At 51.2% G+C, this 22892-nt stretch carries 20 protein-coding genes and 3 tRNA genes; 4 read left to right on the plus strand and 19 right to left on the minus strand.

Annotation, left to right across the window (positions count from 1 at the left end):
- Window positions 1–7 precede the first annotated feature (7 nt).
- The 17 genes from EAS44_RS05840 to EAS44_RS05915 all read right to left on the minus strand — a co-directional run bounded on the left by EAS44_RS05840 (window position 8) and on the right by EAS44_RS05915 (window position 17308).
- Window positions 8–1144: a hypothetical protein gene (locus EAS44_RS05840; RefSeq protein WP_001514353.1), complete on the minus strand. Its 1137-nt coding sequence runs from the start codon at window positions 1142–1144 to the stop codon at window positions 8–10.
- A gap of 1 nt (window position 1145) precedes the next feature.
- Entirely contained in the window at window positions 1146–1406 is a 261-nt protein-coding gene (locus EAS44_RS05845; RefSeq protein WP_001117814.1) for a PAAR domain-containing protein, read from the minus strand.
- A 463-nt stretch (window positions 1407–1869) separates the two neighbouring features.
- Window positions 1870–2163, minus strand: coding sequence for a T6SS immunity protein Tli4 family protein (locus tag EAS44_RS05850; RefSeq protein WP_001331597.1), 294 nt, complete (start codon window positions 2161–2163; stop codon window positions 1870–1872).
- Window positions 2132–2965, minus strand: coding sequence for a hypothetical protein (locus EAS44_RS05855; RefSeq protein WP_001331598.1), 834 nt, complete (start codon window positions 2963–2965; stop codon window positions 2132–2134). The genes EAS44_RS05850 and EAS44_RS05855 overlap by 32 nt, the downstream gene beginning before the upstream one ends.
- The gene (locus EAS44_RS25525; RefSeq protein ID WP_001331599.1) at window positions 2940–3551 is read right to left on the minus strand and encodes a hypothetical protein; all 612 of its coding nucleotides are present in this window, start codon (window positions 3549–3551) and stop codon (window positions 2940–2942) included. Before EAS44_RS25525 ends, EAS44_RS05855 begins: the two co-directional genes overlap by 26 nt.
- The gene (locus EAS44_RS05860) at window positions 3533–4699 is read right to left on the minus strand and encodes an esterase/lipase family protein (RefSeq protein ID WP_001350751.1); all 1167 of its coding nucleotides are present in this window, start codon (window positions 4697–4699) and stop codon (window positions 3533–3535) included. The genes EAS44_RS25525 and EAS44_RS05860 overlap by 19 nt, the downstream gene beginning before the upstream one ends.
- Window positions 4700–4718: 19 nt before the next feature.
- Entirely contained in the window at window positions 4719–7199 is a 2481-nt protein-coding gene (locus EAS44_RS05865; RefSeq protein WP_029130952.1) for a DUF2345 domain-containing protein, read from the minus strand.
- Window positions 7200–7210: 11 nt separating this feature from the next.
- Window positions 7211–9856 (minus strand): type VI secretion system ATPase TssH, encoded by a 2646-nt coding sequence (tssH, locus tag EAS44_RS05870; RefSeq protein ID WP_000147358.1) that lies wholly within the window; start codon window positions 9854–9856, stop codon window positions 7211–7213.
- 191 nt (window positions 9857–10047) lie between these two features.
- A complete protein-coding gene (locus tag EAS44_RS05875) occupies window positions 10048–10539 on the minus strand; it encodes an Hcp family type VI secretion system effector (protein WP_000997072.1) in 492 nt (163 codons plus the stop codon).
- 57 nt (window positions 10540–10596) lie between these two features.
- Window positions 10597–12249, minus strand: a complete 1653-nt coding sequence (locus tag EAS44_RS05880; RefSeq protein ID WP_001246521.1) for an OmpA family protein — start codon at window positions 12247–12249, stop codon at window positions 10597–10599.
- A 12-nt stretch (window positions 12250–12261) separates the two neighbouring features.
- Window positions 12262–12927, minus strand: a complete 666-nt coding sequence (tssL, locus tag EAS44_RS05885; RefSeq protein ID WP_000710991.1) for a type VI secretion system protein TssL, short form — start codon at window positions 12925–12927, stop codon at window positions 12262–12264.
- A complete protein-coding gene (gene tssK, locus EAS44_RS05890; RefSeq protein ID WP_000690892.1) occupies window positions 12924–14261 on the minus strand; it encodes a type VI secretion system baseplate subunit TssK in 1338 nt (445 codons plus the stop codon). Before tssK ends, tssL begins: the two co-directional genes overlap by 4 nt.
- A gap of 17 nt (window positions 14262–14278) precedes the next feature.
- Window positions 14279–15817 carry a type VI secretion system contractile sheath large subunit gene (gene tssC / locus EAS44_RS05895; protein ID WP_001350752.1) on the minus strand — a complete coding sequence of 513 codons (1539 nt, stop codon included), beginning with the start codon at window positions 15815–15817 and terminating at the stop codon, window positions 14279–14281.
- Window positions 15818–15875: 58 nt separating this feature from the next.
- The gene (gene tssB / locus EAS44_RS05900; protein ID WP_001350753.1) at window positions 15876–16376 is read right to left on the minus strand and encodes a type VI secretion system contractile sheath small subunit; all 501 of its coding nucleotides are present in this window, start codon (window positions 16374–16376) and stop codon (window positions 15876–15878) included.
- A gap of 635 nt (window positions 16377–17011) precedes the next feature.
- Window positions 17012–17088, minus strand: a tRNA-Met gene (locus EAS44_RS05905).
- Between the two features lie 33 nt (window positions 17089–17121).
- Window positions 17122–17198, minus strand: a tRNA-Met gene (locus EAS44_RS05910).
- Window positions 17199–17231: 33 nt separating this feature from the next.
- Window positions 17232–17308, minus strand: a tRNA-Met gene (locus tag EAS44_RS05915).
- Between the two features lie 208 nt (window positions 17309–17516).
- Here EAS44_RS05915 and mltA point away from each other — a divergent pair.
- Both mltA and tcdA read left to right on the plus strand, forming a co-directional pair.
- Window positions 17517–18614 (plus strand): murein transglycosylase A, encoded by a 1098-nt coding sequence (gene mltA, locus EAS44_RS05920; RefSeq protein ID WP_000678650.1) that lies wholly within the window; start codon window positions 17517–17519, stop codon window positions 18612–18614.
- A 76-nt stretch (window positions 18615–18690) separates the two neighbouring features.
- Window positions 18691–19497, plus strand: a complete 807-nt coding sequence (gene tcdA, locus EAS44_RS05925) for a tRNA cyclic N6-threonylcarbamoyladenosine(37) synthase TcdA (protein WP_000117716.1) — start codon at window positions 18691–18693, stop codon at window positions 19495–19497.
- 50 nt (window positions 19498–19547) lie between these two features.
- Here tcdA and csdE read toward each other — a convergent pair whose 3' ends face one another.
- Together csdE and csdA are read right to left on the minus strand one after the other, a co-directional pair.
- Entirely contained in the window at window positions 19548–19991 is a 444-nt protein-coding gene (gene csdE / locus EAS44_RS05930; RefSeq protein WP_000184272.1) for a cysteine desulfurase sulfur acceptor subunit CsdE, read from the minus strand.
- Complete coding sequence (gene csdA / locus EAS44_RS05935; protein ID WP_001331603.1) at window positions 19991–21196, minus strand: cysteine desulfurase CsdA; 1206 nt, start codon at window positions 21194–21196, stop codon at window positions 19991–19993. Before csdA ends, csdE begins: the two co-directional genes overlap by 1 nt.
- A 191-nt stretch (window positions 21197–21387) precedes the next feature.
- Here csdA and ygdI point away from each other — a divergent pair, with 191 nt between their 5' ends.
- Entirely contained in the window at window positions 21388–21615 is a 228-nt protein-coding gene (ygdI, locus tag EAS44_RS05940; RefSeq protein ID WP_000750398.1) for a YgdI/YgdR family lipoprotein, read from the plus strand.
- 350 nt (window positions 21616–21965) lie between these two features.
- The gene (gene gcvA, locus EAS44_RS05945) at window positions 21966–22883 is read left to right on the plus strand and encodes a glycine cleavage system transcriptional regulator GcvA (RefSeq protein ID WP_000044401.1); all 918 of its coding nucleotides are present in this window, start codon (window positions 21966–21968) and stop codon (window positions 22881–22883) included.
- Window positions 22884–22892 lie beyond the last annotated feature (9 nt).

A 22892-nucleotide genomic window follows, 5' to 3' on the forward strand; every position in this document is an offset into this window, starting at 1 on the left:
TTTTTCCTCATGTCCTTAAATAAAGCTTCCGGGTAATCAGGCAAAGGCTCTTTTTCTGAGCATACTGTGCTGACTGATAGATAATTAAATGATTTTGTTCAGTTTCTTTGGCAGCCTCTGACAGCATTGCCAGAGAGACAGGAAAAATAAACTCTCCTGTAGGGCCAAAGGAATGATCAATCATGTGTAGGGGCCGTTTTTTAGGAAGTGACCATTGATGTTGTTCAGCATACTGCATAAGGTTTTCTATCGTTCCCTCATCTAAACCAGAGACCCAGACATGCTGTAGTTGTTTGTTATCCAATTGGTTATATTCAAATAACACATCCAGATTATGCTCCAACTCCTCGGGTTCTAATGGCATTACACGCCCCAGACCAGCAATAACGGGTATCTGGTGCTGCCGTACAAATGACGATGAGGAGATAAGCTGTGCTGATACCAGTTCACTCGTATCTTCAGGTTTATTCTCCGGCCAGTTTTGTAAACAAACAACCAGAATTAGACCGTCAAATCTTTCATCATAAAGAGACTGGATTTGATTAAGAGTATTGGTCCGTTCAGGTACTAAGTCCCATTGATGGAAAATAGCCTGTCTCACGGTTTCTCCACGCCATTTCTCAGGCTGTAATACGTAGATAGTATGTAGATAATGACGATAATCAGGAAATTGTTGTGTCAGTTGCTGGTGAATATCATGGAATATAGACGAAAGAGAATAACGGGATGCAGAGAATAACGGTCGTGCCTTTTTAGGATATGCAGGGATCTCTTCCTGTGGCCCCAGTAAAACACTCATGCCTTTTTCTTCCGGTGTAAAAAGAACATTCCCAACTATTGCCAGTTGTTTTTGGCTCCAGTGTTGCCAGAGTTGTTTAACTTGTTGTCTTTCAGACTCCCAACTTATACAGGCTGCAACGGATTGTTCATATTTGTTCAGCGCAATACCAAACAAACATAGCCAAAGAAACAGCATTGGCAGAACGCCATAAATAAAAATATCCCAGTATGTCGCAGAATTCCAGACCGATAAAATAAACAGAGTACCAACTGTTAACATAGATATTAATAATATAATCCAGCGTCGATAAACAGGCTCAGGTAGCATTTTTCTTTCTGGAATATCGGGTACAGGCCATCCCATATTATGACTCGATACTATTTTCTGGTTGAGAACTGATAACCCTACAGCCACATGCACATTGGCAATGATTAACAACGACATTACGACCTTTTTCCGTCGCTGTCGGGTCACCTTCTTGTATGGGATTCACGCCGTGCTTTGGGCAGGAAACCAGATCACCTACGAGAGCTACCTGAATGCCATTGATAAAAAGCGTTGAAGTTGCGGTAATCACCTTACCACCATGAGTCGTGGCATCACCTAAACAAACGATCCCAGGCATAATTTTTACCTCTGATTTATTTACAACAGGAAAATAATTTAAAAAATGAAAGTATAGTTGCCTATTCCCGGTCATTGATATAAATGAGATACCATTATCTTTATGTTTTGTGAGAGGGGGTATTTCAGCGTACTGGTCATTTGCTGCAACACGGCAACCAGTTCATGTTCGGTTAAGACTTCTTTTGAATTCAGAAGGTCTGATGCTATAAGTCATCGTAAGTATTAACCGTTGACCACCATTCTTTTTATCATCATGGACTGTCAGATAAAACCTGTAATTTTGCAGCGGGTCAGTACTTAGCGTGATCTGCTGTTTAATCTACTATACCCGATAAACTTGAAGATGCACGTAAATGAGTTCTGTAGCCCAAGCCCTTTCCGACAAGGGCCTTGTGCGTACCATGCAACTTGAAGTACCACGAGTATATTCCGATATCTCCAGACTGTTCTGATTATCTGCTTTACCACTGCGTGGGATGATATTTAATTGTCCCTGTTATACTTTCCCACAGCGCCATCAGTTCATGTTCAGTTAATGCATTGTCAGCGTGTAAGATGTCAACACTGTAATTCATAACAAGTTTTAATAACTGTTTGTTGTTTTTCTTATCCTCATGGATTGCCAGATTGAATTCATAATCTCGTGATGGTTCTGAGTTCAACATTATTTGCTTACGAACCCACCATTCAGATATCTCCAGACCATTAATTTTCTTACGACCTTTATATAGAGTTATACCATGCTCTGTTTCCATTACTCGGATATCTTATATCTAATAATGAGTCAATATAACTATTATTATCCGTCTGCAAACTTATTTTAATATTATTGCTATTTTTATAATCTACAGATAATTCATACTCTCCAAGTAGTGAAGCGTCAACCTGTGCATATTGTATCGCCAATTTATTTTCTGATGGGGGTTGGTTATCTGCACGAGGTTGTAGTCCTGAAAGAATAGTAAGTAACTGTACTTTTTTTTCTGGAATATTATATCCATAACTGTATTCGGCAATCTTACTAATTCCATCATAGCGGGTTGCTCTACCATCTTTAGCTTCTATTTTTACTGAAAACGTAACGCCATTTTCCCATTTCCATGCATCCAATACTCGTGCAAAATCTGGGGTGTATTTCGCTTTCATTCGTTCAAAAATGACTCCATTCATAGGTGGACTTAGTGGGTGAACTTGCTTCAAATAAGGCGTATCCAGTGGATCTAATGCTGAGGTGTTTTTTAGTTCTGCCTCATATCGTGTCATATATTGCAGAAAAGGAGGATAATATTGTAGCTTTGTTTCTACAGGGATCATCGCCGATCCTTGTATGAACATAACCATTCCTGTTGGTTTGTAATCAGCCGGAAGTTCTATGGAATAAAATCCAAAGTACCGAGTTTCAGGATGTTGTGATAACATTATGAGCATCTCTTTTTCTTTATCATTTAGTGAATAAGTATATGCTTTAGGTCTGAATATAATCCATCCAATAAGGACTATAAAAACAATCAGCAGACATTTATTTCTACGGTTAATCAGAGTATGACATTTTACCATCCTTTTTTACCTCCTGAGCTATTTTTATAATAGAACGTAATGCAAATGCCTGACTAACGGGATTTCGATAAGCAGCCTCGTGAGAAACCTGTACAGCCAAACGCTCTAGGATGTTCTTGTGTACGATTTGTCCTGCACGAAGAGGTACTGTACCATCCCCGTTTTCACAAGAGTCTCGTAATGTAAAACGCTGTCCTATCTTAACATATGTATCACCGTCGTCAGTATTTATTTCCCACGCCTGTTCTTCAGGAGAAAATTCATCCTTAATAGTTCTAATGTTACCAACTTCATTTAAATCAAGACGACCATCAATGAATTTTGGTTCTAAAGATATATCACTTTTTTTTCCCATTGATAATGAGCCTTTCCAAAGAACATTTTCCTGCGTTAAATGCGCTTCAGGAATATCTCCCAATTTCGCTCTCCCATAGAAAGAGTAAGTATTGATATGATATTTTCCAGCAATTTGCTTATGAAATGGATTGACACTCTCAGTAATTAAATTTTCATATATATTCCAATCAGTATCAATTTGCTTTTGATTTAATGAAGTATTAAAAGGATTCAATAGATTCTCATCCACCAATTTTCTCTATTTAGATAAAGTTCAGCGTAGGTGCGTTCTTCGGGGGCAATACCTTCTTTAATGGGAAGATTTTTAGGGAGCGTTAATGTACTACCATCACGATCGACAATATTAAGCCACTCTTCACCATAATCATTCATGGGTAGTAATTCCATTGGTCCTGGCGACTGGGAAAAAACAGCTACCATTTCAGCTGCATTACGACCTAAGATATGACTGATAACATACCCTTCCGGATTTGACTCTGGGTTTTCAGTTCCACGTTTCATTCGGGTATATGTCGCCGCAGCACCAATTGATGGTAATACGCCATGAACAATACCGTAGACATCCGTATTCCCCGAAAGACACTCTGAAAAGTACCTTGCCACTAGTCCTCCCATTGAATGCGTAACCAGAATAACTTTATGGCATTTCATTCCTCGTTTTTGATAGCCTCCAACAATTTTCTTGATCTGTTCTTGTAGTCTGATTGCTGAGAGCATATTAGAACCAAGCCAGTTATAGCCAACGACATGGACCGGAAATTGATACAACCTTATGACTTCAAGATACTCTTCATCAAGTGAGTCAGGACCATACTCCAAACCCAAAGGTACATCGAGTAGTTGCTGGTAGGTCGCACTTAACGTCTCACCTTTCTTTGTAGGTTTGTCCCGGTACAATGCTGTTTGTAATACATCGAGAAAGGAACCGTAGCTAGCATTTGCAACCTCTCCCCAGCCGCGATCTTTTCTTGAACCAAATAATTTCGCTTCTGGCTCTATATTATCCAAAATGTCACGTACTGCCTGAGTGTAATTATCCATTGCTTCTTTATCGGATGGGTCCTCCGGATATTGTTGACCTAACTGAATAAGTTTTTCTTGGGCATCCGGAGGTGCGGGAATTCTCCCACGATTATCGACCTCCACCCTGTCAGGATGCAATAATCTTTTCCTCTCTTTTGGTCCTGATGTAGGTAGTGACCAGCCCATCAGACTCATAGAGTCATCATATCGCCAGATGGATTTTCCTTTCTTATCCATAAGGTTTGAACCCATGACTCCGGGCAGAAAAATAACCGGAATAACCCGTAGATCCTCAATTTCAACGGTGCCAACTTTATTCTTATCGGCCCTGTCCATATGCATCGTCGATGTCATAATTTCCCCCTGTATGCACTCAGTTTTCCTGACTATCCGGCAGATCAATTTTTATTGACTCAACGAAAAGCCCTGACTGTATGGGCAATCGTCCTTGTTCATCGGTGGTCATTTCCACCACTGAGCCATCACCCCGTGTGACCTGTACCTTTTGATTTTTTGCAGGTTTGCCAGTTTGTTGCCAGAGTTTTTCTGGTGTGACAGCAAAATCAGCAGAATCCCACTGTTGCATCGCCTGACTGATGCTCTGGCCGCTGAACTTCTGCCATACGGCCCCACGCTCTATGATCTTGTCTGGGGCTGCGCATTCCACCGTACCATCACCAATACGAATATATCCGCCGCCGCTGGTCAGAATGATTTCGTTTTTTGCGCTAATAAGGATTCGCCCCTCACTGCTGCTGATGCGGATATCTTTCAGCGCATCTAGCAACATTTCATCTCCCTGCGCCTGAATCTCTACTTTTCCCTTACCGGCAAAAATTTTTATCCCCAGCTTTTGGGCAAACAGACTTACCGTTTCTCCAGCAGCAACGGTAAACTTCTTCAACACGCTGAAATCTGAATTTTTTCCACTGGTGCTAATGATGTTTTCTCCTGCGGACAGCTGCAGGCTTTTTGGCGTAACCTGAGCTATTCCTTCCGGAGCCGAAAGCAACATCGCTGATTTTTTGAGTTCCTCCAGAGCCTCTGACATCATTACTTTCTGAGTCTGCAAATCTGCAAGTTCAGCCTTTGCCACTTCAGTAGCACTACATAGTGCCTCTACCAAAGACTGTGCCTCGCGAAGTTGAGCTAGTGCATCAGTCATATCCAGAACCTGACCCTGCGCCTTGTCCTGCGCATCGGCGCTGATAAAAATCCCTTTCTTCGCCCGCACTGCGCCCCACATATCGGTACGCAGTTCAAAGCCTTCCCCGCGCTGCTGTTTCCCGGCATCCACCAGATGACCGAGGTTTAGCTGGCTCTTGCCGCCGTATTCGGTGCTGACCTTGATATGCTCCTTCCCGCGTTCGTCATCCAGCCGGATTTTGTTGTTGGCCGGGGTACGCAGTACGTTGCGCTTGTAGTTCTGAATGGTCACATGGTCGGTGTGCGCCGAGTCGTGTTTTACGCCTGCAATATAAGGTCGGTCCGGGTTGCCTTCCTCAAAGGCGATGCTGACCTCCGTTCCCGCCAGCAGCGGCAGGTGCAGGCCGTAGGTGTCTCCCGCATACGGGCGCGACTGGCGTACCCACAGGCTTTCATAACCCGGTTTCCATGCGTCGCGGTCAAAGTCGAGATTGACCCGGTAGCGCCCGTCCTTGTCGATATGGGCATAAATATCGTTCTTCACCGTGCTGGTGACCCGCGCCGGGAGCGTGCCGGCCATTACCGGGCGGGGGATAAGCGCCGGGCGGTAGCCGTAGCGTTCTGAGTAGGGTATCGCCGTGAACGTCAGTTCATAGCTGCGGTCACGCGCCGCGCTGGCCGTCACGCCGGTAATCAGCACACCCTTGCGGAACACCGCTGGCGCGTCGTCGCCCTGAACCCTGATTTCCAGCCCCGGCATCAGCAGTGAACTGGTGCTCTGGCCTTTGAGAATGGCCTGTTCATTCAGGTAGCGTTCGTGGCGGATACGGGCATAAAACGCGCCGCTTTCCGCTGCCTCTTTATCGCCTTTTTGCAGGAAGTTGTCAGCATAGTGGTAGGCTTCGCCGTAGGTGGTGTTATCGCCCCCGGTGGCGTCATGCTGCTCTGTCATCATCTCCGCTGTGGCGGTGCGGTAGTTGTAGTCCCGCGTGGTGACGTTTTTCTCCACCACGCTGTATGCCGTGTTCAGCCCCCATACGGCTTCCGTTTCACCATCAAACAGCCCAGAAGGATGGCGAAGCGGCAGCGTCAGCCCGCGCTCATAGCCGCTCTGGTCGTCGTAAAATTCGATAACTTCGATTTTCAGCCGGGCGTCGGTGGCGAAGCGGAACCAGATACCCACTTCCGACAGCAGGCGTGAGACAAACGTCAGGTCGTCCTCGCCATACTGCATCACCTGTTCGCGGGCCGGGTATTCGCTTTTGAGGTTAAACACGAAGTCCTGACCGCGCATCTGGTGTCGCTCGCGCAGGATTTTTTCGACGATTTGCGGCACCGTCTGGTTCTGGTAGATGGCGTTCTGGCGGCTGCGGGTAAGCAGCGCCATACGGGGTTCAAGGCGCACTTCGTAACGGGCTTCGTCCTGTGACGATGAGAGATGTTTAAAGCCGGTAATGACGCCGTGCAGGGTGCGCAGGGCAGTCTGTACCGGCATTCCCTGTACGGGCGGTGCCGTCAGGCTGAATGCGCCGTCCTGCATCAGCACCGATTCCGGCGCGATGGCTTTATCGCTGCTGGTAAACTGAATGTCGTAGCGGAAGGGTGAGCTGAGCTGTTCGTGGCCTGTAAAAGTCAGCACGTCCACCGGGCTTTTCAGGCCGCGAATTTTGAGCTTGTGGTGTGAGTGGTCGAAATTCTGAATACCCATGACAGCCTCCGTTATTGCATCTCTTCCGTAGCGAACTCCAGTACAATCCCGTCCTCCTCATCCCAGCCAAGCCGTAGTTGGGCTGGTTTACGGTGCGCGGCCTGCTGTGCCAGCAACTGCTGGCTTAAGACCGGCAGGATTTGCTGGTTCAGCAGGCTGTCGATATTACGCGCACCGGTGTCCGGCAGCAGGCAGGCGGCGGTAAGCTGGTCATACAGGCTGTCGTTGATTTCCGTTTCCAGTCCGTAGTGCTGGTGAAGACGGCGGACCACCTGCGCCAGTTTCATTTCCACAATGGTGCGCATCGCTTCCTGTCCCAGCGGGCGGTAAATCACCGTCTGAAAACGCGCCATCAGTGCAGGCTGAAAATGGTCTCGCAGAAGGGGATACAGCAGTTCATGCAGGTCTGCGTCCGTGGCGTCCGGTTTTTCCTCCAGCAGCTGCATGATGTGGTCGCTGCCCAGATTGGCGGTCATCAGAATGACGGTGTTGCGGAAGTCGATTTCCCGCCCTTCGCCGTCGCGCATAAAGCCCCGGTCGAACACCTGATAGAACAGGTTCATCACGTCGCGATGCGCCTTTTCCACTTCGTCGAGCAGCACCACGCTGTAAGGGCGTTTGCGAACGGCTTCGGTAAGTACGCCGCCCTGACCGTAGCCGACATAGCCCGGAGGCGAACCTTTCAACTGGGAAACGGTATGCGGTTCCTGGTATTCCGAAAGATTAATGGTGATAAGGGATTTTTCACCACCAAACAGGGTGTCGGCCAGTGTGAGCGCAGTTTCGGTTTTGCCGGTGCCGCTGGGGCCGGTCAGCAGGAATACCCCCTGTGGGCCGTTCTCCGGCGTGAGGCCGGTTTTAGCCGCCCGCAGCCGCTGTGCGATGGCGCAGAGCGCCGGGCGTTGCCCGACCACGCGGTTTTCAAGGCTCTGTTCCATACTGAGCAGATCGCTCTGCTCGTCCCTGAGCAGGGATGAGAGCGGGATGCCGGTCCAGTCCGCCACCACCGTAGCGACGGCGCGGGCGTCCACATCCAGCGCCAGCAGCGGTGCAAAGCCCTGATGCGTTCGCAGTTGCTGTTGCAGTTCAGTGCTGTCTGTTCCTTCCTGACGCAACGTCATAATCTGCTGCGCCAGTGCCTTTTCCTGCTGATACTGCGCTTCCAGATGCCCGGCTTCTGCCTGTAGCTCATCACGCAAATCGGTCAGTTCCGCCAGCCGCTCCGGGCTGGCTTCGGGATAAAATACGCTGTCCTGCTCAATCGCTTCCCGCTCAATATCCAGTGCCGCCAGTCGCGCATGAAGCTGCGTCAACGGTTCCGGCAGGGTGTCAAGGCTCATGCGGACTCTTGCCCCGGCGGTATCCAGCAAATCAACCGCCTTGTCCGGCAGCTGGCGTCCGGTCAGATAGCGGCGCGACAGGCGCACGGCGGTCTGAATGGCGCTGTCCAGCATATGCACGCCGTGGTGCTGTGCATAGCGAGCCTTCAGTCCCCGCAGCATCAGACAGGCGGTGTCATCATCCGGCTCGTCAACCTTAACCATCTGGAAGCGGCGCTCCAGCGCGGCGTCGCGCTCAAAATACTGTTTGTATTCGCTCCACGTGGTCGCCGCGATGGTGCGCAGTTCGCCCCTTGCCAGTGCCGGTTTCAGCAGGTTCGCCGCATCCGCGCCGCCTGCCTGATTACCCGCACCGATAATGGTATGGGCTTCATCAATAAACAGCAGTACCGGCTCCGGTGATTTCTGCACTGCATCGATGACATTTTTCAGCCGCTGTTCAAATTCACCTTTAACGCCCGCGCCAGCCTGTAACAGACCGAGGTCCAGTGTGCGGATATGCACCGTTTTCAGGCTGTCCGGCACGTTGCCTTCGGTGATACGCAGCGCCAGCCCTTCCACCAGCGCGGTTTTGCCCACCCCCGGTTCTCCCACCAGAATCGGGTTGTTTTTGCGGCGACGGGAGAGGATATCGACCATCTGGCGAATTTCCGTGTCGCGCCCGAATACCGGGTCGATTCGCCCGCTGCGGGCTTTTTCCGTCACGTCTTCGGTAAAGCGGTTAAGCACCGCCAGCAGGGCGTCATCCTGTTTCTCCGTCAGCGTTTTTGCCGGTGCGTCCGCCGTTGCCGTCTCCGGCAGTGCAGAGGTCAGCGGTTCGGTGACCTGTGGCTGACGTGCCGGACATTCATCCGACTGCGCATCCAGCAGGGGACGCAGCCGCTCAAGCTGCACGCGGCTCAGACTCAGCAATACCCACAGGTCATTACAGGCGGGCAGCATCGATTTTTCTGTCAGCGCCATCAGCAGGTGCTGACTGCGGATTTGCGGGTCGTCGCCTTCCAGCGAGGCAATCAGCCACGCCTGCCTGATAAGCGCCGTCAGGGGTTCAGAAAGCTGCGGACGTTCGCGGACCGAGCGGGGTAAGGTGTCCAGATGTGCCAGCAGAGACTGCCAGAGCGTGTCGATATCCCATTCATAGCGGCGGGCAATCACCGTGATATCGCCTTCTCCCTGCTCCAGCAGTTTCAGCAGCCAGTGTTCAATGGTTATCTCCGCATGGGCGCGGGTCTGACACAGTGAGGCGGCAGCGTCCAGCGCCCGTGCACAGTATGGGTTAAGGCGACGCAGCAGCGCGGCGGGGTGATTTCCTGTCATAGAAGGGTTTCCTTATCGTGTTCTGTATTCCTGCGATCCGCGTTCAGGCACGCTACCGCCCATAGCCGTTACCTCACTCAGGCCCATCAGGTTTCACCAGATTGTGGGTATGCTTTGCTCAGTACCGGTGCCTGCGGCACTGGACAAAGCACACAACAAAAAGGCAGACAGTTTCCTGTCTGCCGCAGTTATCAGGCGGAAGGACGCTCATTCCACGAGTCGGAATGAATGATGTTGCCGTCTTTGTAAGTCCAGGTGATTTTCTCGTAGCGGAACTCAATGCGTTCCAGGTGGTTATGCTTCTCTTTACCCGGATCTTTGATGTCGTGCATCAGCGGAGCTACTCTGACCAGCTTGACGTTATCCAGCGTGGTATTGAAATACTCCACTTCCTGACCGGCATCGTTGATGCGGTAGAATTTAAACTCCGCCGTTTTCAGGGTCTGTCCGGTGGTCACAGCTTTGTAGAGATACGGGCTGGAGGCATCGATTTCTTTGGTAAACGTAAAAGGCTTGTGAGTACGGGTACCGGTCAGTTTGCCGGTGTTATTGTCGGTCGGGATGTACACATCGTGATCCAGCGCCACCACTTCGATGCTACCTTCGCGCCCCTGAACGTCCACGGAACCTTTGATATCCGCGCCGCCGTCATCTTTCAGCCAGAGATAAGCAGGAATAGCCATGAGAATTACTCTCCTTGTTAGTGTGATTGAAGCACCGCCTTCTTCCGGCGGTATGTTTTATTTCACGTCCTGACAGGCGTCAGAACGCGGAACAAGACTGATTTCGACACGCCGGTTGACTGCCCGGCCCTGTGGCGTGTCGTTGGTCGCCGCAGGCTGGCTCTCGCCCAGTCCCTGTACGGCAAAACAGGTGGCCGGGATGTCGCTGGTCTGCAGCATCCAGTTGCGCACCGCTTCGGCACGCCGCAGCGATAACTGCTGATTGCTTTTTTCATCGCCGGTGGCATCGGTATATCCGGCCACGAGGATCAGCCAGCCCGGTTTTGCCCGGATGTTCACCAGTGCGTCCACCAGCACTTTTGTCGAGCCGTCTTTCAGGCGGGCCTGTCCGACGTCAAACAGCGACATACTGTCAAGACGCACGGTCTGAACCTGAAGCGAAGCCGTCACCTCCATTTTTTGTTCAGGCGGACGCCAGTCGCGAATGGCGCGTAATACCGGCTGGCGGATGCGTTCGCCGGGGTATAACCCCAGACCGAGGCGCAGTGGTTCTCCTTCCCGGTAATACCCATCGAGCATGGTCGCATCGTCTTTCAGCACCGACAGGTGACGGGCTTTGGTGATAAATTCCTCCACCGGGACGGCATAAAACCGGTGCAGATCGTCACCGACCTGCCGTAATAACTGGCGATTTGCCGTGGCTGACAGGCACAGCGCGGCGATACCCGCCACGGTGGTGACGCCCAGCATGGTCACGCAGGCCCGTCGCAGCGGGGTAAAGCCCGACTGACGCGGCAACCGCCGTAACAGGGCATCCGGGAATGGCAGCGCATCGTCTGTGCCGGTGTCCGCGATATCCGGCGTCAGGCCGGTTCTGGCGGTGATCCACAACTGCCACAGGTTGTTATCCACCGCAGGCAACGAGGGGACCAGCCCCACGGCCATCGCCAGTGGTGGACATTTCGCCTCCGGGCCGTTCAGTTCCGCCAGCACATTAAGATCCAGCCACTGCATCAGGCTTTCGGCTTTCAGCAGATAAGAGAGTCGCTGACTGCGTTCCTGTACGCCGGATTGTGCAATCCACTGCGCGGGCATCGCGTTCTCTGTGGATGTTGCTACCTGAACTTCGCCGCCGGTACAGATAAACCACGGTGAACTCGCTCTTTCCGGCAACGGCGAGCCGGACAGCCCGCTCCAGAGAAGCCAGGGGACGTTTACGCCTGCCCGACGACGCACCGTCGCCATACTGTGGGCGAACCGTCGCAGCCGTCCGGCCAGAACCGCCACATCCCGGTGTATGCCGGGCATGATGGTATACGCCACGGCAAGCTGCGATGCCCACGCCGGGCGAAGGGTCAGCAATCGCTCCACCTGCGCCACAAGCTGTTCTTCATCAGGAACATGCAGATACAGCCCTTCTGAAACCTGGCGGACCGGGCTGTCAGTGAACAGGTGCGCCGACAGACCGCCACAGACCAGCACTACCGGCTGTCGGTAGGTTTCCGGCGGCAGCGATGACAACCCGGCATCGCCGGTCATCTCCGTCCACGCCTGCCTGCGCCGATAAATCAACAACGCAGCAACCGCCAGAACGATAGCCGCCGCACCGGCCCATCTCAGCACGCCAGACGGACTGATAAACACTGACCACAGCACCAGCAGTAACACCATTCCCCACAGCACGATGGCCTGTTTCAGCGTGTTCCTCACTCACGACTCCCTTTAACGCAGGCTTTGCGGCAGCAGTTCATCCACCAGTACATTCAGCCAGTGGTGTAGCCCCCACCAGACGCCCGCCAGTAGCAGCGCCAGTGTTACCAGCCAGAAAAATGGCGAATGCAGCAAAGGGTGCTGACGGGTGGATAACGGCACGTTCAGTACCGCCGTTTCCGGCAGCACACCAAATGGCGCGACCTGCCCGTTGAGCGTCGAAATAAGCTGGTCGCGCTCCGGGGCTGCCGGATCCTGATAACGCCCGCGAAATCCCAGCAGCAGGACACGGTGAAAGCAGGTCAGCACGGCCTGCGCGGGGGCGGGTTCCTGTAGCACCTGCTTCATCCGCTCGTACAGCAGCTCACCGGCCTGCAGGGTGTTGAAGAAATGCGACTGGAGTGGGTTTTTCATCCAGATGGCCTGACCGTCGTCCATGCCACTACGGCTGAGCACCGTTTCGTCCAGCAGGGCGCACTGCGCGTAAGTTATGTGCTCCACGTTCTCCCGACTGAATCCGGCATCTTTCAGACGTTCGCGGACCAGTTCCACCTGCCGCTGACAGTGGCGATACAGCTCGATACCGTGACGCACGGTGGTTCCCTGACGCAGTTCCACCACCGTCAGAAACGTGTCGCGCAGCAGCGCATCGATATTGATATCCATATCTTTTTTCATGTGCGCAGCACCGCAAACAGTTCAGGTTTCAGGTCGCCCATGGTTCCCGGCGCATAAATCATGCAGCTCCCGGACTCCAGCATCGATTTAGCCGCGTCACTGTGCATATCCAGCGCAAAATACTGGTTCTCCAGCCGCAGCGGCAGCGCCGCCGGAACCGAGGTAAGCGGCACCAGTTGAACACCGTTCAGCGCCACGTTGATAAGCAGCGTGACATCATCGGGCGCACCGATTTTGCAGACCAGCGGTAGCTGATGCAGTACCTGATGCGCAGGCAGTGAGGAACGAACGGACAGATAAAAATCGGCCTCTTCCCGCAGTCGCGGATCGTGCAGGTCGGCTTTCCAGCGGTTGCCCGGCAGGGACGCCAGATCCAGCGCGATCACCCGCGACGGCAGGCTGGCTTCCAGCAGCTCGCTGAGCAGGGAGAACAGGGGCGGAAAGACGGTGGACGGCGATTCGTGGACATAGGGCGGAACGGCGCTGACGTTATGCTCAAGGGAAAACGTCAGCAGCGCACCGGCAAGCCTCGCCAGCTCCCGCCAGACCAGTTCGGGGTGGACAGCCGGGTAGCGCAGGAAATCGCTCAGCACCGGCTCGGCGGAATTCAGCGCGTTAAGCAGCCAGAACAGGGAGACATCGGCGACGGCAAAGTCCGCCATACGCTGGTTGCTTTCCCGGCGCATCGCCATCAGACGCTGGCACTTCGCCCGTAGCTGCAACAGCAATGTGTCCAGACGCTGTACCAGCCCGTCATGGGCGTTAAACGCCAGTAACGGCGGAATATAGCTCTCATCCTGTGTCCAGTTGCCCTGAACATCCCGCACCAGACGCGCCAGTGGGCAGGTGATGTAATCCTGATTGTTATCATGAGCAAAGCGCAGGGACAGCGCATGACGCTCAACGGCCATATCTTCACTGTCACTGCCGTAGATATCCTGCACCTTTTGCCATTCCTGACGATAGCGCAGCGGTCTTTCAGTCTGCTCACCCTGACCGAGATTACCGCCGTTACCATGTGCAAGCGGCAGCGCCAGCAAAACAATCGCGCTGTCGTTCTTCAGCGCGCGCAGATCGCAGGCGAGCGGCAGAACGTCACTCACGTCTGAATCGATCAGCGTGCCATCAGCAAAACGCAGGCGTACTGCCTGCGTTTTCAGCTTTCCGGGCGTCAGGGCATCCCGGTCAAAGAGCACGTTTGCGATCCCCCACGGATGGCGAATACAAAGCTGCGCAATACAGTCATTGCTGAACGCTTCCCAGCGGGCCTGCTGCTGAAACTGCTGAGAGGACAGGAATGTCCCCTCAGCCCACAGTGGTCGATGAATTTTCATATCACACCACGGCCCGGTCAGGCTTTCGCTTTCGGCATCTGGGAAACCAGAGAAAGGTTGATATCCATCCCTTCAATCTGGAAATGCGGCACGGCAAAGAGTCTGACGCGGAAGAAGCCCGGATTGTCCTCAATATCTTCCACGATAACCTTGCCGTCGCGCAGCGGGTGAGACGCCTGCAGTTCATCACCCGGATCGGTCATCTCCGTCACCAGTGTGCGGATCCAGGTGTTCAGTTCCAGTTCCAGTACGCGGCGGTCTTTGGTGGTACCGATATTCTCGCGCTGAATGATTTTCAGGTAATGCGCAATGCGGGACAGCAGGAAGATGTAAGGCAGACGGGCGTTAATACGGCTGTTGGCGGTGGCGTCAGCGGTATCATACAACGCCGGTTTCTGGGCGGAGTTTGCCGAGAAGAAGCAGGCGTAATCGCGATTCTTATAATAAGAGAGCGGAATAAAGCCAAGGTTGGCAAATTCAAATTCGCGGGTTTCCGGGATCATCACTTCGGACGGAATTTTGACCTGATTGCCGGTGCCGAGATCGTAAAGATGGATGGGCAGATCGGCTACTGCGCCACCTGCCTGTGGACCACGGATCTGCACACACCAGCCATTATTCACAAAGCTCTTCACCATATTGGCGGCAAAGGCGAACGAGGCGTTTGTCCACAGGTACTTTTCGTGATCCGGGCCTTTGACTTCTTCCACATAGTTAAAGCTGCGTACCGGCACCGTGTCCGGCCCATAGGGCAGACGGCCCAGCACTCGCGGCATCACTAATCCCACATAGCGGCTGTCATCCGTATCGCGGAACGACTTCCATTTAATATATTCTGCGCGGTCAAAGTAGTTGCCGATATCTTTAATCGCGGCGACTTCTTCCATCGAATTTTTAAGGAAGAATTTCGGTCCGACGGAACCGATAAAAGGCATATGGGAAGCGGCAGACACTCTGGAAATATTGCGCAGCAGGGCAATATCCTGCGGGCTGTTATCAAATTCATAGCTGGAAATTAATGAGGCAACAGGTTCGCCACCCGGCGTATCGTACTCCTGAATGTATGTATGACGATATAAACCGCTCTGAATGATTTCCGGGGAGTCGTCGAAATCCTGACGCAGATGCTCTTTGCTGATATCCAGCAATTCAATTCTGACATTTTTGCGAAAATCAGTGCGCTGTACGACGAACCATGTACCACGCCACAGCGACTCGACTTTCTGGAATTCAGGGTGGTGCATGACCGCATCAAGCTGTTTACTGATTTTCTGATCCAGATCGTCGATATGAAAATCCAGCAGGCTCTTGTCGAGCTTAACCACGTCCTCGCCTGATTTCGCCAGACAGGAAAGCAGAACGTGAATCGCTGCTGTCACGCGCTCATCGGGTGAGGCATCAGCCAGCGTTTCGCTGTTTTGCCATAAATCTATTTCCTGAATGGAAGAGACCGGGGTTAAATTAATTTTATCGAACAGGGACTGATAAACGCCGCCGGACTCAGTGGTGGTGAGTGTTGCAGTTTCAGAGGTGGAATGTTCTTGTTGTACAGACATCAGCATTTCCTTTTCAGTGATCCTTTCTTCTCCGGTTTAACCTGAATACGTGTTCGGGTTAAACGTTCTCCTGCGGCGCAATTTTCGCCAGTTCATCACGCAGTTCTGAACTGAGCGTCGGGTCTTTCAGAATATTTTCCAGTTCACGGCGAAACGTTGCGTTATCCAGCAGATTGGATTTCAGGTCACGTAGTAAATTGCGCATAGCGAGTAATACACGAAGTTGCGGAATATTTTTTGCTACCTGTTCGGGTTCAAAATCCTTCAGGCTTTTAAATTCAAGCGCGATATTTTGTTCATTACCGTTTCCGTTTAGCGTATCTTCTACTGTTAAATTAACCGCAGGCGAAAACTCAGCCATGACGCTGTTGAAGTTGTTTTTATTGATATCAACCTTGTCCCGTTCGGACAGCGGACGTTGCTCTTTTCCGTTACTGTAATCGCCTACGGCAAGAAGCTTGAGGGGGAGTTCAACTTTCTTTTTAGCATTGCCTGTATGCAGATCAAGCTTGATATTTACACGAGCGGTGGGAACTTCATTCTGGAAACTGTCAGCCATATCCTTTTCCTCATCATCCACTTTTTCTGATGGTTATTGACATAATTATATTCAGGGGATTATCGGATGATTTAAATAAAAAGCAATGATGAGGAAAATATACAAATGAATAATGTATTTTTCAGGGGAATAGATACAGTTGTATCATTTTAGATATTGTTTGGCCTCTTGATTATTTTTCGGAAGAGGGCGGCATTATCTGGTGAGAGAATTTGGCATGAAACTTAAAATAATAACAGGATAAGCTTCACAAATTTGCACTTTTAAGAAATTGGGTAGTATGAGAGTCTATTAAGATATTCATTAAACTTATTGTCCGGGCTTTCACAAAAAATTATTAATTTTTCTACTAATTAAAAAGTTGTGTGCTTTTTGTACAATGATTATATAAGCGTAGCGCCCTGTTGTGATATTGAAATGTTAACATAACCAAAATAAATTGATTTATAGAATATATAAATGAAATTCATTAATGGGGTATATGTTTAATATATAAATAAGATGGATGGCTTTGATGGAGGGATATTAACGGTTTACTCATTGTCTCAGGCTTCACTGAAACGGGTAAGGAAGCGTAAAAACGAAAAAACCGCAAGCCAATAGCAGCTTTGCGGTTTGTCAGCATTCTAATAAATTGGTTGCGGGGGCCGGATTTGAACCGACGACCTTCGGGTTATGAGCCCGACGAGCTACCAGGCTGCTCCACCCCGCGTCACCGTACTGCTTTATTTCATCAAATTTTGATTGGTTGCGGGGGCCGGATTTGAACCGACGACCTTCGGGTTATGAGCCCGACGAGCTACCAGGCTGCTCCACCCCGCGTCACCGTACTGCTTTACTTCATCAAATTTTAATTGGTTGCGGGGGCCGGATTTGAACCGACGACCTTCGGGTTATGAGCCCGACGAGCTACCAGGCTGCTCCACCCCGCGTCCGTGGATGCGCACTATACTCTGCTCGCGTTTTCATGCAACCTTTTTTTTACCCCGATCACGGATTCGGCATGATTTTGAACAAAAACAAATCACTAAAGCCTATTTTTTGTGCAAAATTTGCGTCAGGGAGAGGCTGCTCATTTCATTAAACGCGGTGGTTTGTTATCTTCGTTGCGCCTTATTTTTTAACCTGAAGAAGAGAACAATGAAAGGACGTTGGGTAAAGTACCTTCTTATGGGCACGGTTGTGGCAATGCTTGCCGCCTGCTCTTCCAAACCAACCGATCGCGGACAGCAATATAAAGACGGGAAATTTACCCAGCCTTTCTCTCTGGTGAACCAGCCAGATGCCGTTGGCGCGCCGATTAATGCCGGTGATTTTGCCGAGCAAATTAACCATATCCGTAATTCGTCACCGCGTCTGTATGGCAACCAGAGTAATGTTTATAACGCGGTGCAAGAGTGGCTGCGCGCAGGCGGTGATACCCGCAATATGCGCCAGTTCGGCATTGATGCCTGGCAGATGGAAGGTGTCGACAACTATGGTAACGTGCAGTTTACAGGCTATTACACGCCGGTAATTCAGGCGCGCCATACCCGTCAGGGCGAGTTCCAGTATCCGATTTACCGTATGCCGCCAAAACGTGGTCGTCTGCCGTCTCGTGCGGAGATCTACGCAGGAGCGCTGAGTGATAAATATATTCTCGCTTACAGTAACTCCCTGATGGATAACTTCATTATGGATGTGCAGGGTAGCGGGTATATCGACTTTGGTGATGGCAGTCCGCTTAACTTTTTCAGCTATGCAGGGAAAAACGGTCATGCCTATCGCAGCATTGGTAAGGTGTTGATCGACCGTGGCGAAGTGAAAAAAGAAGATATGTCGATGCAGGCGATTCGTCACTGGGGCGAAACACACAGTGAAGCTGAGGTTCGCGAGCTGCTGGAACAGAACCCGTCTTTCGTCTTCTTTAAACCGCAATCTTTTGCACCGGTGAAAGGGGCAAGTGCGGTGCCGCTGGTTGGCCGTGCTTCTGTTGCCTCCGATCGTTCAATTATTCCGCCAGGTACTACCTTGCTGGCAGAAGTGCCGCTGCTGGATAATAACGGCAAATTTAACGGTCAGTACGAATTGCGTCTGATGGTGGCGCTGGATGTCGGTGGCGCAATCAAAGGCCAACACTTCGATATCTATCAAGGGATCGGGCCGGAAGCCGGACACCGCGCAGGTTGGTACAACCACTATGGACGTGTCTGGGTGCTGAAAACCGCCCCGGGCGCAGGTAACGTCTTTAGCGGCTGATGTGATATTCTGTATGCCGTTTTTACGGATATGACAGGGTGAGGGGTAACCTCACCCTTTTTAATTCTGAGGTGCTATGTCTGTGGTAATTAGTGATGCATGGCGTCAGCGTTTTGGTGGCACAGCGCGACTGTATGGTGAAAAAGCATTGCAACTGTTTGCTGACGCGCATATTTGTGTGGTTGGTATCGGTGGTGTCGGTTCCTGGGCGGCGGAAGCGCTAGCGCGCACGGGGATTGGCGCAATCACGCTTATCGATATGGATGATGTGTGCGTCACCAATACCAATCGGCAAATTCACGCTCTGCGCGATAACGTCGGGCTGGCAAAAGCGGAAGTCATGGCGGAGCGTATTCGCCAGATTAACCCGGAGTGCCGTGTAACGGTGGTGGATGACTTCGTGACGCCGGATAACGTAGCGCAATATATGAATGCCGGTTATTCGTACGTGATTGATGCTATTGATAGTGTACGGCCCAAAGCGGCGCTGATTGCTTATTGTCGGCGCAATAAAATCCCGCTGGTCACGACCGGTGGCGCGGGTGGGCAGATTGACCCGACGCAGATTCAGGTTACCGATCTGGCGAAAACGATTCAGGACCCGTTGGCGGCGAAGTTGCGCGAGCGCCTGAAAAGCGATTTTGGCGTAGTGAAAAACAGTAAAGGTAAGCTCGGCGTGGATTGCGTGTTCTCTACCGAAGCGCTGGTGTACCCGCAGTCAGACGGCACCGTCTGTGCGATGAAAGCCACGGCGGAAGGGCCAAAGCGGATGGATTGTGCCTCAGGATTTGGCGCGGCGACGATGGTGACCGCCACTTTTGGCTTTGTTGCGGTTTCTCATGCGCTGAAGAAGATGATGGCGAAAGCGGCGCGTCAGGGGTAAACAATCAGGTCGGATGCGACGCGAACGTCTTATCCGACCTGGTTCTGTGCTTAAACCTGCTTCGCCGCAGCGATAATCGCCTCGCTTAACGCATTCAACCCCTGGCTGCGTGAGGCGCTAAGTTGCGCACGTAATCCCAGCTCATCAAACAATGCCAGCGGCGACTGTGCCTGCAATTCGGCGGCGGTTTTCCCCTCAACGGCAGTCAACAACACCGCCAACAGGCCGCGCACAATGCGCCCTTCGCTGTCGCCAAAGAAATGCATCTTGCCGTTTTCAGCCACGGTATATCCCAGCCAGACGCGGTTTTCGCATCCGGCAATCTCTTTAGCCTGCGCTTTTAACTCCTCTGGCAAAGCCGGAAGCTGTTTTCCCAGCATGATCAACTGGCGATATTTATCTTCCCATTGCGTCAACGGTGCGAAGGTATTGCGTAACGTTTCTGCGGTTACGGTTGTGCCGAACGGATGTCCGGCGAATTGCGGGTTTGTCATTAATCCACCAATAATTCCAGCGCGCGGTCAACGGCATTCACCAGCGCATCCACATCACTCTTTGTATTATATGGCGCAAATGAGGCGCGCAGTGTGCCGGTTACGCCTAATTCTGCCAGTAGCGGCTGAGCGCAATGCTGCCCGGCGCGCAGGGCAATACCGTACTCCGCCAGCAGTGTCACCATATCGCTGTGATGAACACCCGCAAAATCAAAGGCCAGCAGGCTGGAATCCTGGCAGCGGAATGAACGAAAGCCTGGACGTTTCGCCAGCGCTTCTTCTGCAAGCGTTGCTAAGCTACGGCTCCAGCTTTCGGCCTGGTTGATATCGTAATCTGTCAGCCATTCCAGCGCCGCGCTTAATCCTATGACGCCAGCGACATTTGGCGTTCCTGCTTCCAGTTTCCACGGCGCAGATTGAGTCGTGAAGTCGTCAAAACTCACTTCGTGAACCATTTTGCCGCCGCCCAGCCAGGGCGACATCGCTTCCAGCAGTTCTGGTTTGCCATACAGCACGCCGATGCCTGTCGGACCATACAGTTTGTGACCTGAAAAAGCATAGAAATCAATATCCAGTTGCTGAACATCCGCGGGGAAATGCACCGCCCCCTGAGCACCATCAACCATCACCACTATCCCGGCTGAATGAGCAAAAGTAATCGCTCTCGCCAGATCCGGGCAACCGCCAGTGACGTTCGACATCTGGCCCAACGCCAGAATCCGACTACGGGGAGTAATCAGTTCTGGCAACAAATCGACATCCGGCAGTCGCTGCGCATTAAGCGGCAATTTCACCACTTTGGCCCCCGTTTGTTGGGCGACCATCAGCCAGGGGACGAGGTTGGCGTGGTGTTCTGCCACACTGACAATAATTTCATCGCCCGGTTGCAGACGCGGACGGGCATAGCATTGCGCCACCATGTTGATGGATTCAGTGGTGCCGCGCGTCCAGACGATATTTTTGTCATCCGATGCATTCAGTAATTGTGCCACTTTTTCCCGCGCAGCTTCGTAACGCGCGGTCAGGCGTTGGGCTTCGGCAAACTGGCTGCGATGGACGTTTCCGGCGCTCAGGCTATAAAACTGTCGGGTAGCTTCAACCACGGCTTCAGGTTTAAGCGCGGTCGCGGCGCTGTCGAGATAGACGCCCGCATCCTGTAGCGCGGGAAACTGGGCGCGAAACTGCGCGGGATTAAAAACGTTCATGGTACTCCTCGGCTTGATGCACCGATCGTGACGCAAAATTCACTTTGATACAAGGAGAGTGCTAACCATCAGAATTATCTGGATATCCTGGCGAAGCCGCGTCAGTAACATATGCTGAATAGTGTTAGGCGTTAATTTTAGCCTGTTAATCAATACTATTAAGATTTATTAATCGCTTTAAGGAGAAGATGATGAAAAAGACTGCCGCAATTATTTCTGCCTGTATGCTGACTTTTGCCCTGAGCGCCTGTTCCGGTTCGAACTATGTGATGCACACCAATGACGGACGTACCATCGTCTCTGACGGCAAACCACAGACTGATAACGATACCGGTATGATTTCGTATAAAGACGCTAATGGCAACAAACAGCAGATCAACCGTACTGACGTGAAAGAGATGGTCGAACTGGATCAGTAATTCGCGATCGCAAGGTAAAAAAAAGCACCGCAATTAGGCGGTGCTACATTAATCACTATGGACAGACAGGGTAAATGTACAGGAAGTGAAAAAAGGTAGCTTTGCTACCATGGTCTGAATCGCAGACCAATTGCAAACACAACAACACAACATCACAACCGTAAGCCAAAAGTTCACCAGAACACGCATTCCGATAAAACTTTTCGTTCCGGCTCAGGAAGTGCCGCCACTATAGGTATTTGCTGGTAGAAGCTCAACGGACAATTTATAATGGCTCAGATTAAAAAAACTAATAGGTTACACAGTGTGATCTAATTGTTAAATTCATTTAACATCAAAGTTTAAAAGCCATGTCTAAACGATTACCACCGCTAAATGCCTTACGAGTTTTTGATGCCGCAGCACGCCATTTAAGTTTCACTCGCGCAGCAGAAGAGCTTTTTGTGACCCAGGCCGCAGTAAGTCATCAAATCAAGTCTCTTGAGGATTTTCTGGGGCTAAAACTGTTCCGCCGCCGTAATCGTTCACTCCTGCTGACCGAGGAAGGGCAAAGCTATTTCCTCGATATCAAAGAGATATTTTCGCAATTAACCGAAGCGACGCGTAAACTCCAGGCCCGTAGCGCTAAGGGGGCGTTGACGGTCAGTTTACTCCCCAGTTTCGCGATTCATTGGTTGGTTCCGCGACTTTCCAGCTTTAATTCAGCTTATCCGGGAATTGACGTTCGAATCCAGGCGGTTGATCGTCAGGAAGATAAGCTGGCGGATGATGTTGATGTGGCGATATTTTATGGTCGGGGCAACTGGCCGGGGCTACGGGTGGAAAAACTGTACGCCGAATATTTATTGCCGGTGTGCTCGCCGCTACTGCTGACTGGCGAAAAACCCTTGAAGACCCCGGAAGATCTGGCTAAACATACGTTATTACATGATGCATCACGCCGTGACTGGCAGACATATACCCGACAGTTGGGGTTAAATCATATCAACGTTCAGCAAGGGCCAATTTTTAGCCATAGCGCCATGGTGCTGCAAGCGGCTATCCACGGGCAGGGAGTGGCGCTGGCAAATAACGTGATGGCGCAATCTGAAATCGAGGCCGGACGTCTTGTTTGCCCGTTTAATGATGTTCTGGTCAGTAAAAACGCTTTTTATCTGGTTTGTCATGACAGCCAGGCAGAACTGGGTAAAATAGCCGCCTTTCGCCAATGGATCCTGGCGAAAGCCGCTGCTGAACAAGAAAAATTCCGCTTTCGTTATGAACAATAATTTACGTAG

The sequence above is a fragment of the Escherichia coli DSM 30083 = JCM 1649 = ATCC 11775 genome (assembly GCF_003697165.2).
GTDB lineage: Bacteria > Pseudomonadota > Gammaproteobacteria > Enterobacterales > Enterobacteriaceae > Escherichia > Escherichia coli.

What these genes read in the sequence shown, in the direction of transcription:
- EAS44_RS05840 (WP_001514353.1), bottom strand. Translation starts at nt 1,144, where the DNA reads ATGGGATGGCCTGTACCCGATATTCCAGAAAGAAAAATGCTACCTGAG.
- EAS44_RS05845 (WP_001117814.1), bottom strand. Translation starts at nt 1,406, where the DNA reads ATGCCTGGGATCGTTTGTTTAGGTGATGCCACGACTCATGGTGGTAAG.
- EAS44_RS05850 (WP_001331597.1), bottom strand. Translation starts at nt 2,163, where the DNA reads ATGGAAACAGAGCATGGTATAACTCTATATAAAGGTCGTAAGAAAATT.
- EAS44_RS05855 (WP_001331598.1), bottom strand. Translation starts at nt 2,965, where the DNA reads ATGGTAAAATGTCATACTCTGATTAACCGTAGAAATAAATGTCTGCTG.
- EAS44_RS05860 (WP_001350751.1), bottom strand. Translation starts at nt 4,699, where the DNA reads ATGACATCGACGATGCATATGGACAGGGCCGATAAGAATAAAGTTGGC.
- EAS44_RS05865 (WP_029130952.1), bottom strand. Translation starts at nt 7,199, where the DNA reads ATGGGTATTCAGAATTTCGACCACTCACACCACAAGCTCAAAATTCGC.
- tssH (WP_000147358.1), bottom strand. Translation starts at nt 9,856, where the DNA reads ATGACAGGAAATCACCCCGCCGCGCTGCTGCGTCGCCTTAACCCATAC.
- EAS44_RS05875 (WP_000997072.1), bottom strand. Translation starts at nt 10,539, where the DNA reads ATGGCTATTCCTGCTTATCTCTGGCTGAAAGATGACGGCGGCGCGGAT.
- tssL (WP_000710991.1), bottom strand. Translation starts at nt 12,927, where the DNA reads ATGAAAAAAGATATGGATATCAATATCGATGCGCTGCTGCGCGACACG.
- tssK (WP_000690892.1), bottom strand. Translation starts at nt 14,261, where the DNA reads ATGAAAATTCATCGACCACTGTGGGCTGAGGGGACATTCCTGTCCTCT.
- tssC (WP_001350752.1), bottom strand. Translation starts at nt 15,817, where the DNA reads ATGTCTGTACAACAAGAACATTCCACCTCTGAAACTGCAACACTCACC.
- tssB (WP_001350753.1), bottom strand. Translation starts at nt 16,376, where the DNA reads ATGGCTGACAGTTTCCAGAATGAAGTTCCCACCGCTCGTGTAAATATC.
- mltA (WP_000678650.1), top strand. Translation starts at nt 17,517, where the DNA reads ATGAAAGGACGTTGGGTAAAGTACCTTCTTATGGGCACGGTTGTGGCA.
- tcdA (WP_000117716.1), top strand. Translation starts at nt 18,691, where the DNA reads ATGTCTGTGGTAATTAGTGATGCATGGCGTCAGCGTTTTGGTGGCACA.
- csdE (WP_000184272.1), bottom strand. Translation starts at nt 19,991, where the DNA reads ATGACAAACCCGCAATTCGCCGGACATCCGTTCGGCACAACCGTAACC.
- csdA (WP_001331603.1), bottom strand. Translation starts at nt 21,196, where the DNA reads ATGAACGTTTTTAATCCCGCGCAGTTTCGCGCCCAGTTTCCCGCGCTA.
- ygdI (WP_000750398.1), top strand. Translation starts at nt 21,388, where the DNA reads ATGAAAAAGACTGCCGCAATTATTTCTGCCTGTATGCTGACTTTTGCC.
- gcvA (WP_000044401.1), top strand. Translation starts at nt 21,966, where the DNA reads ATGTCTAAACGATTACCACCGCTAAATGCCTTACGAGTTTTTGATGCC.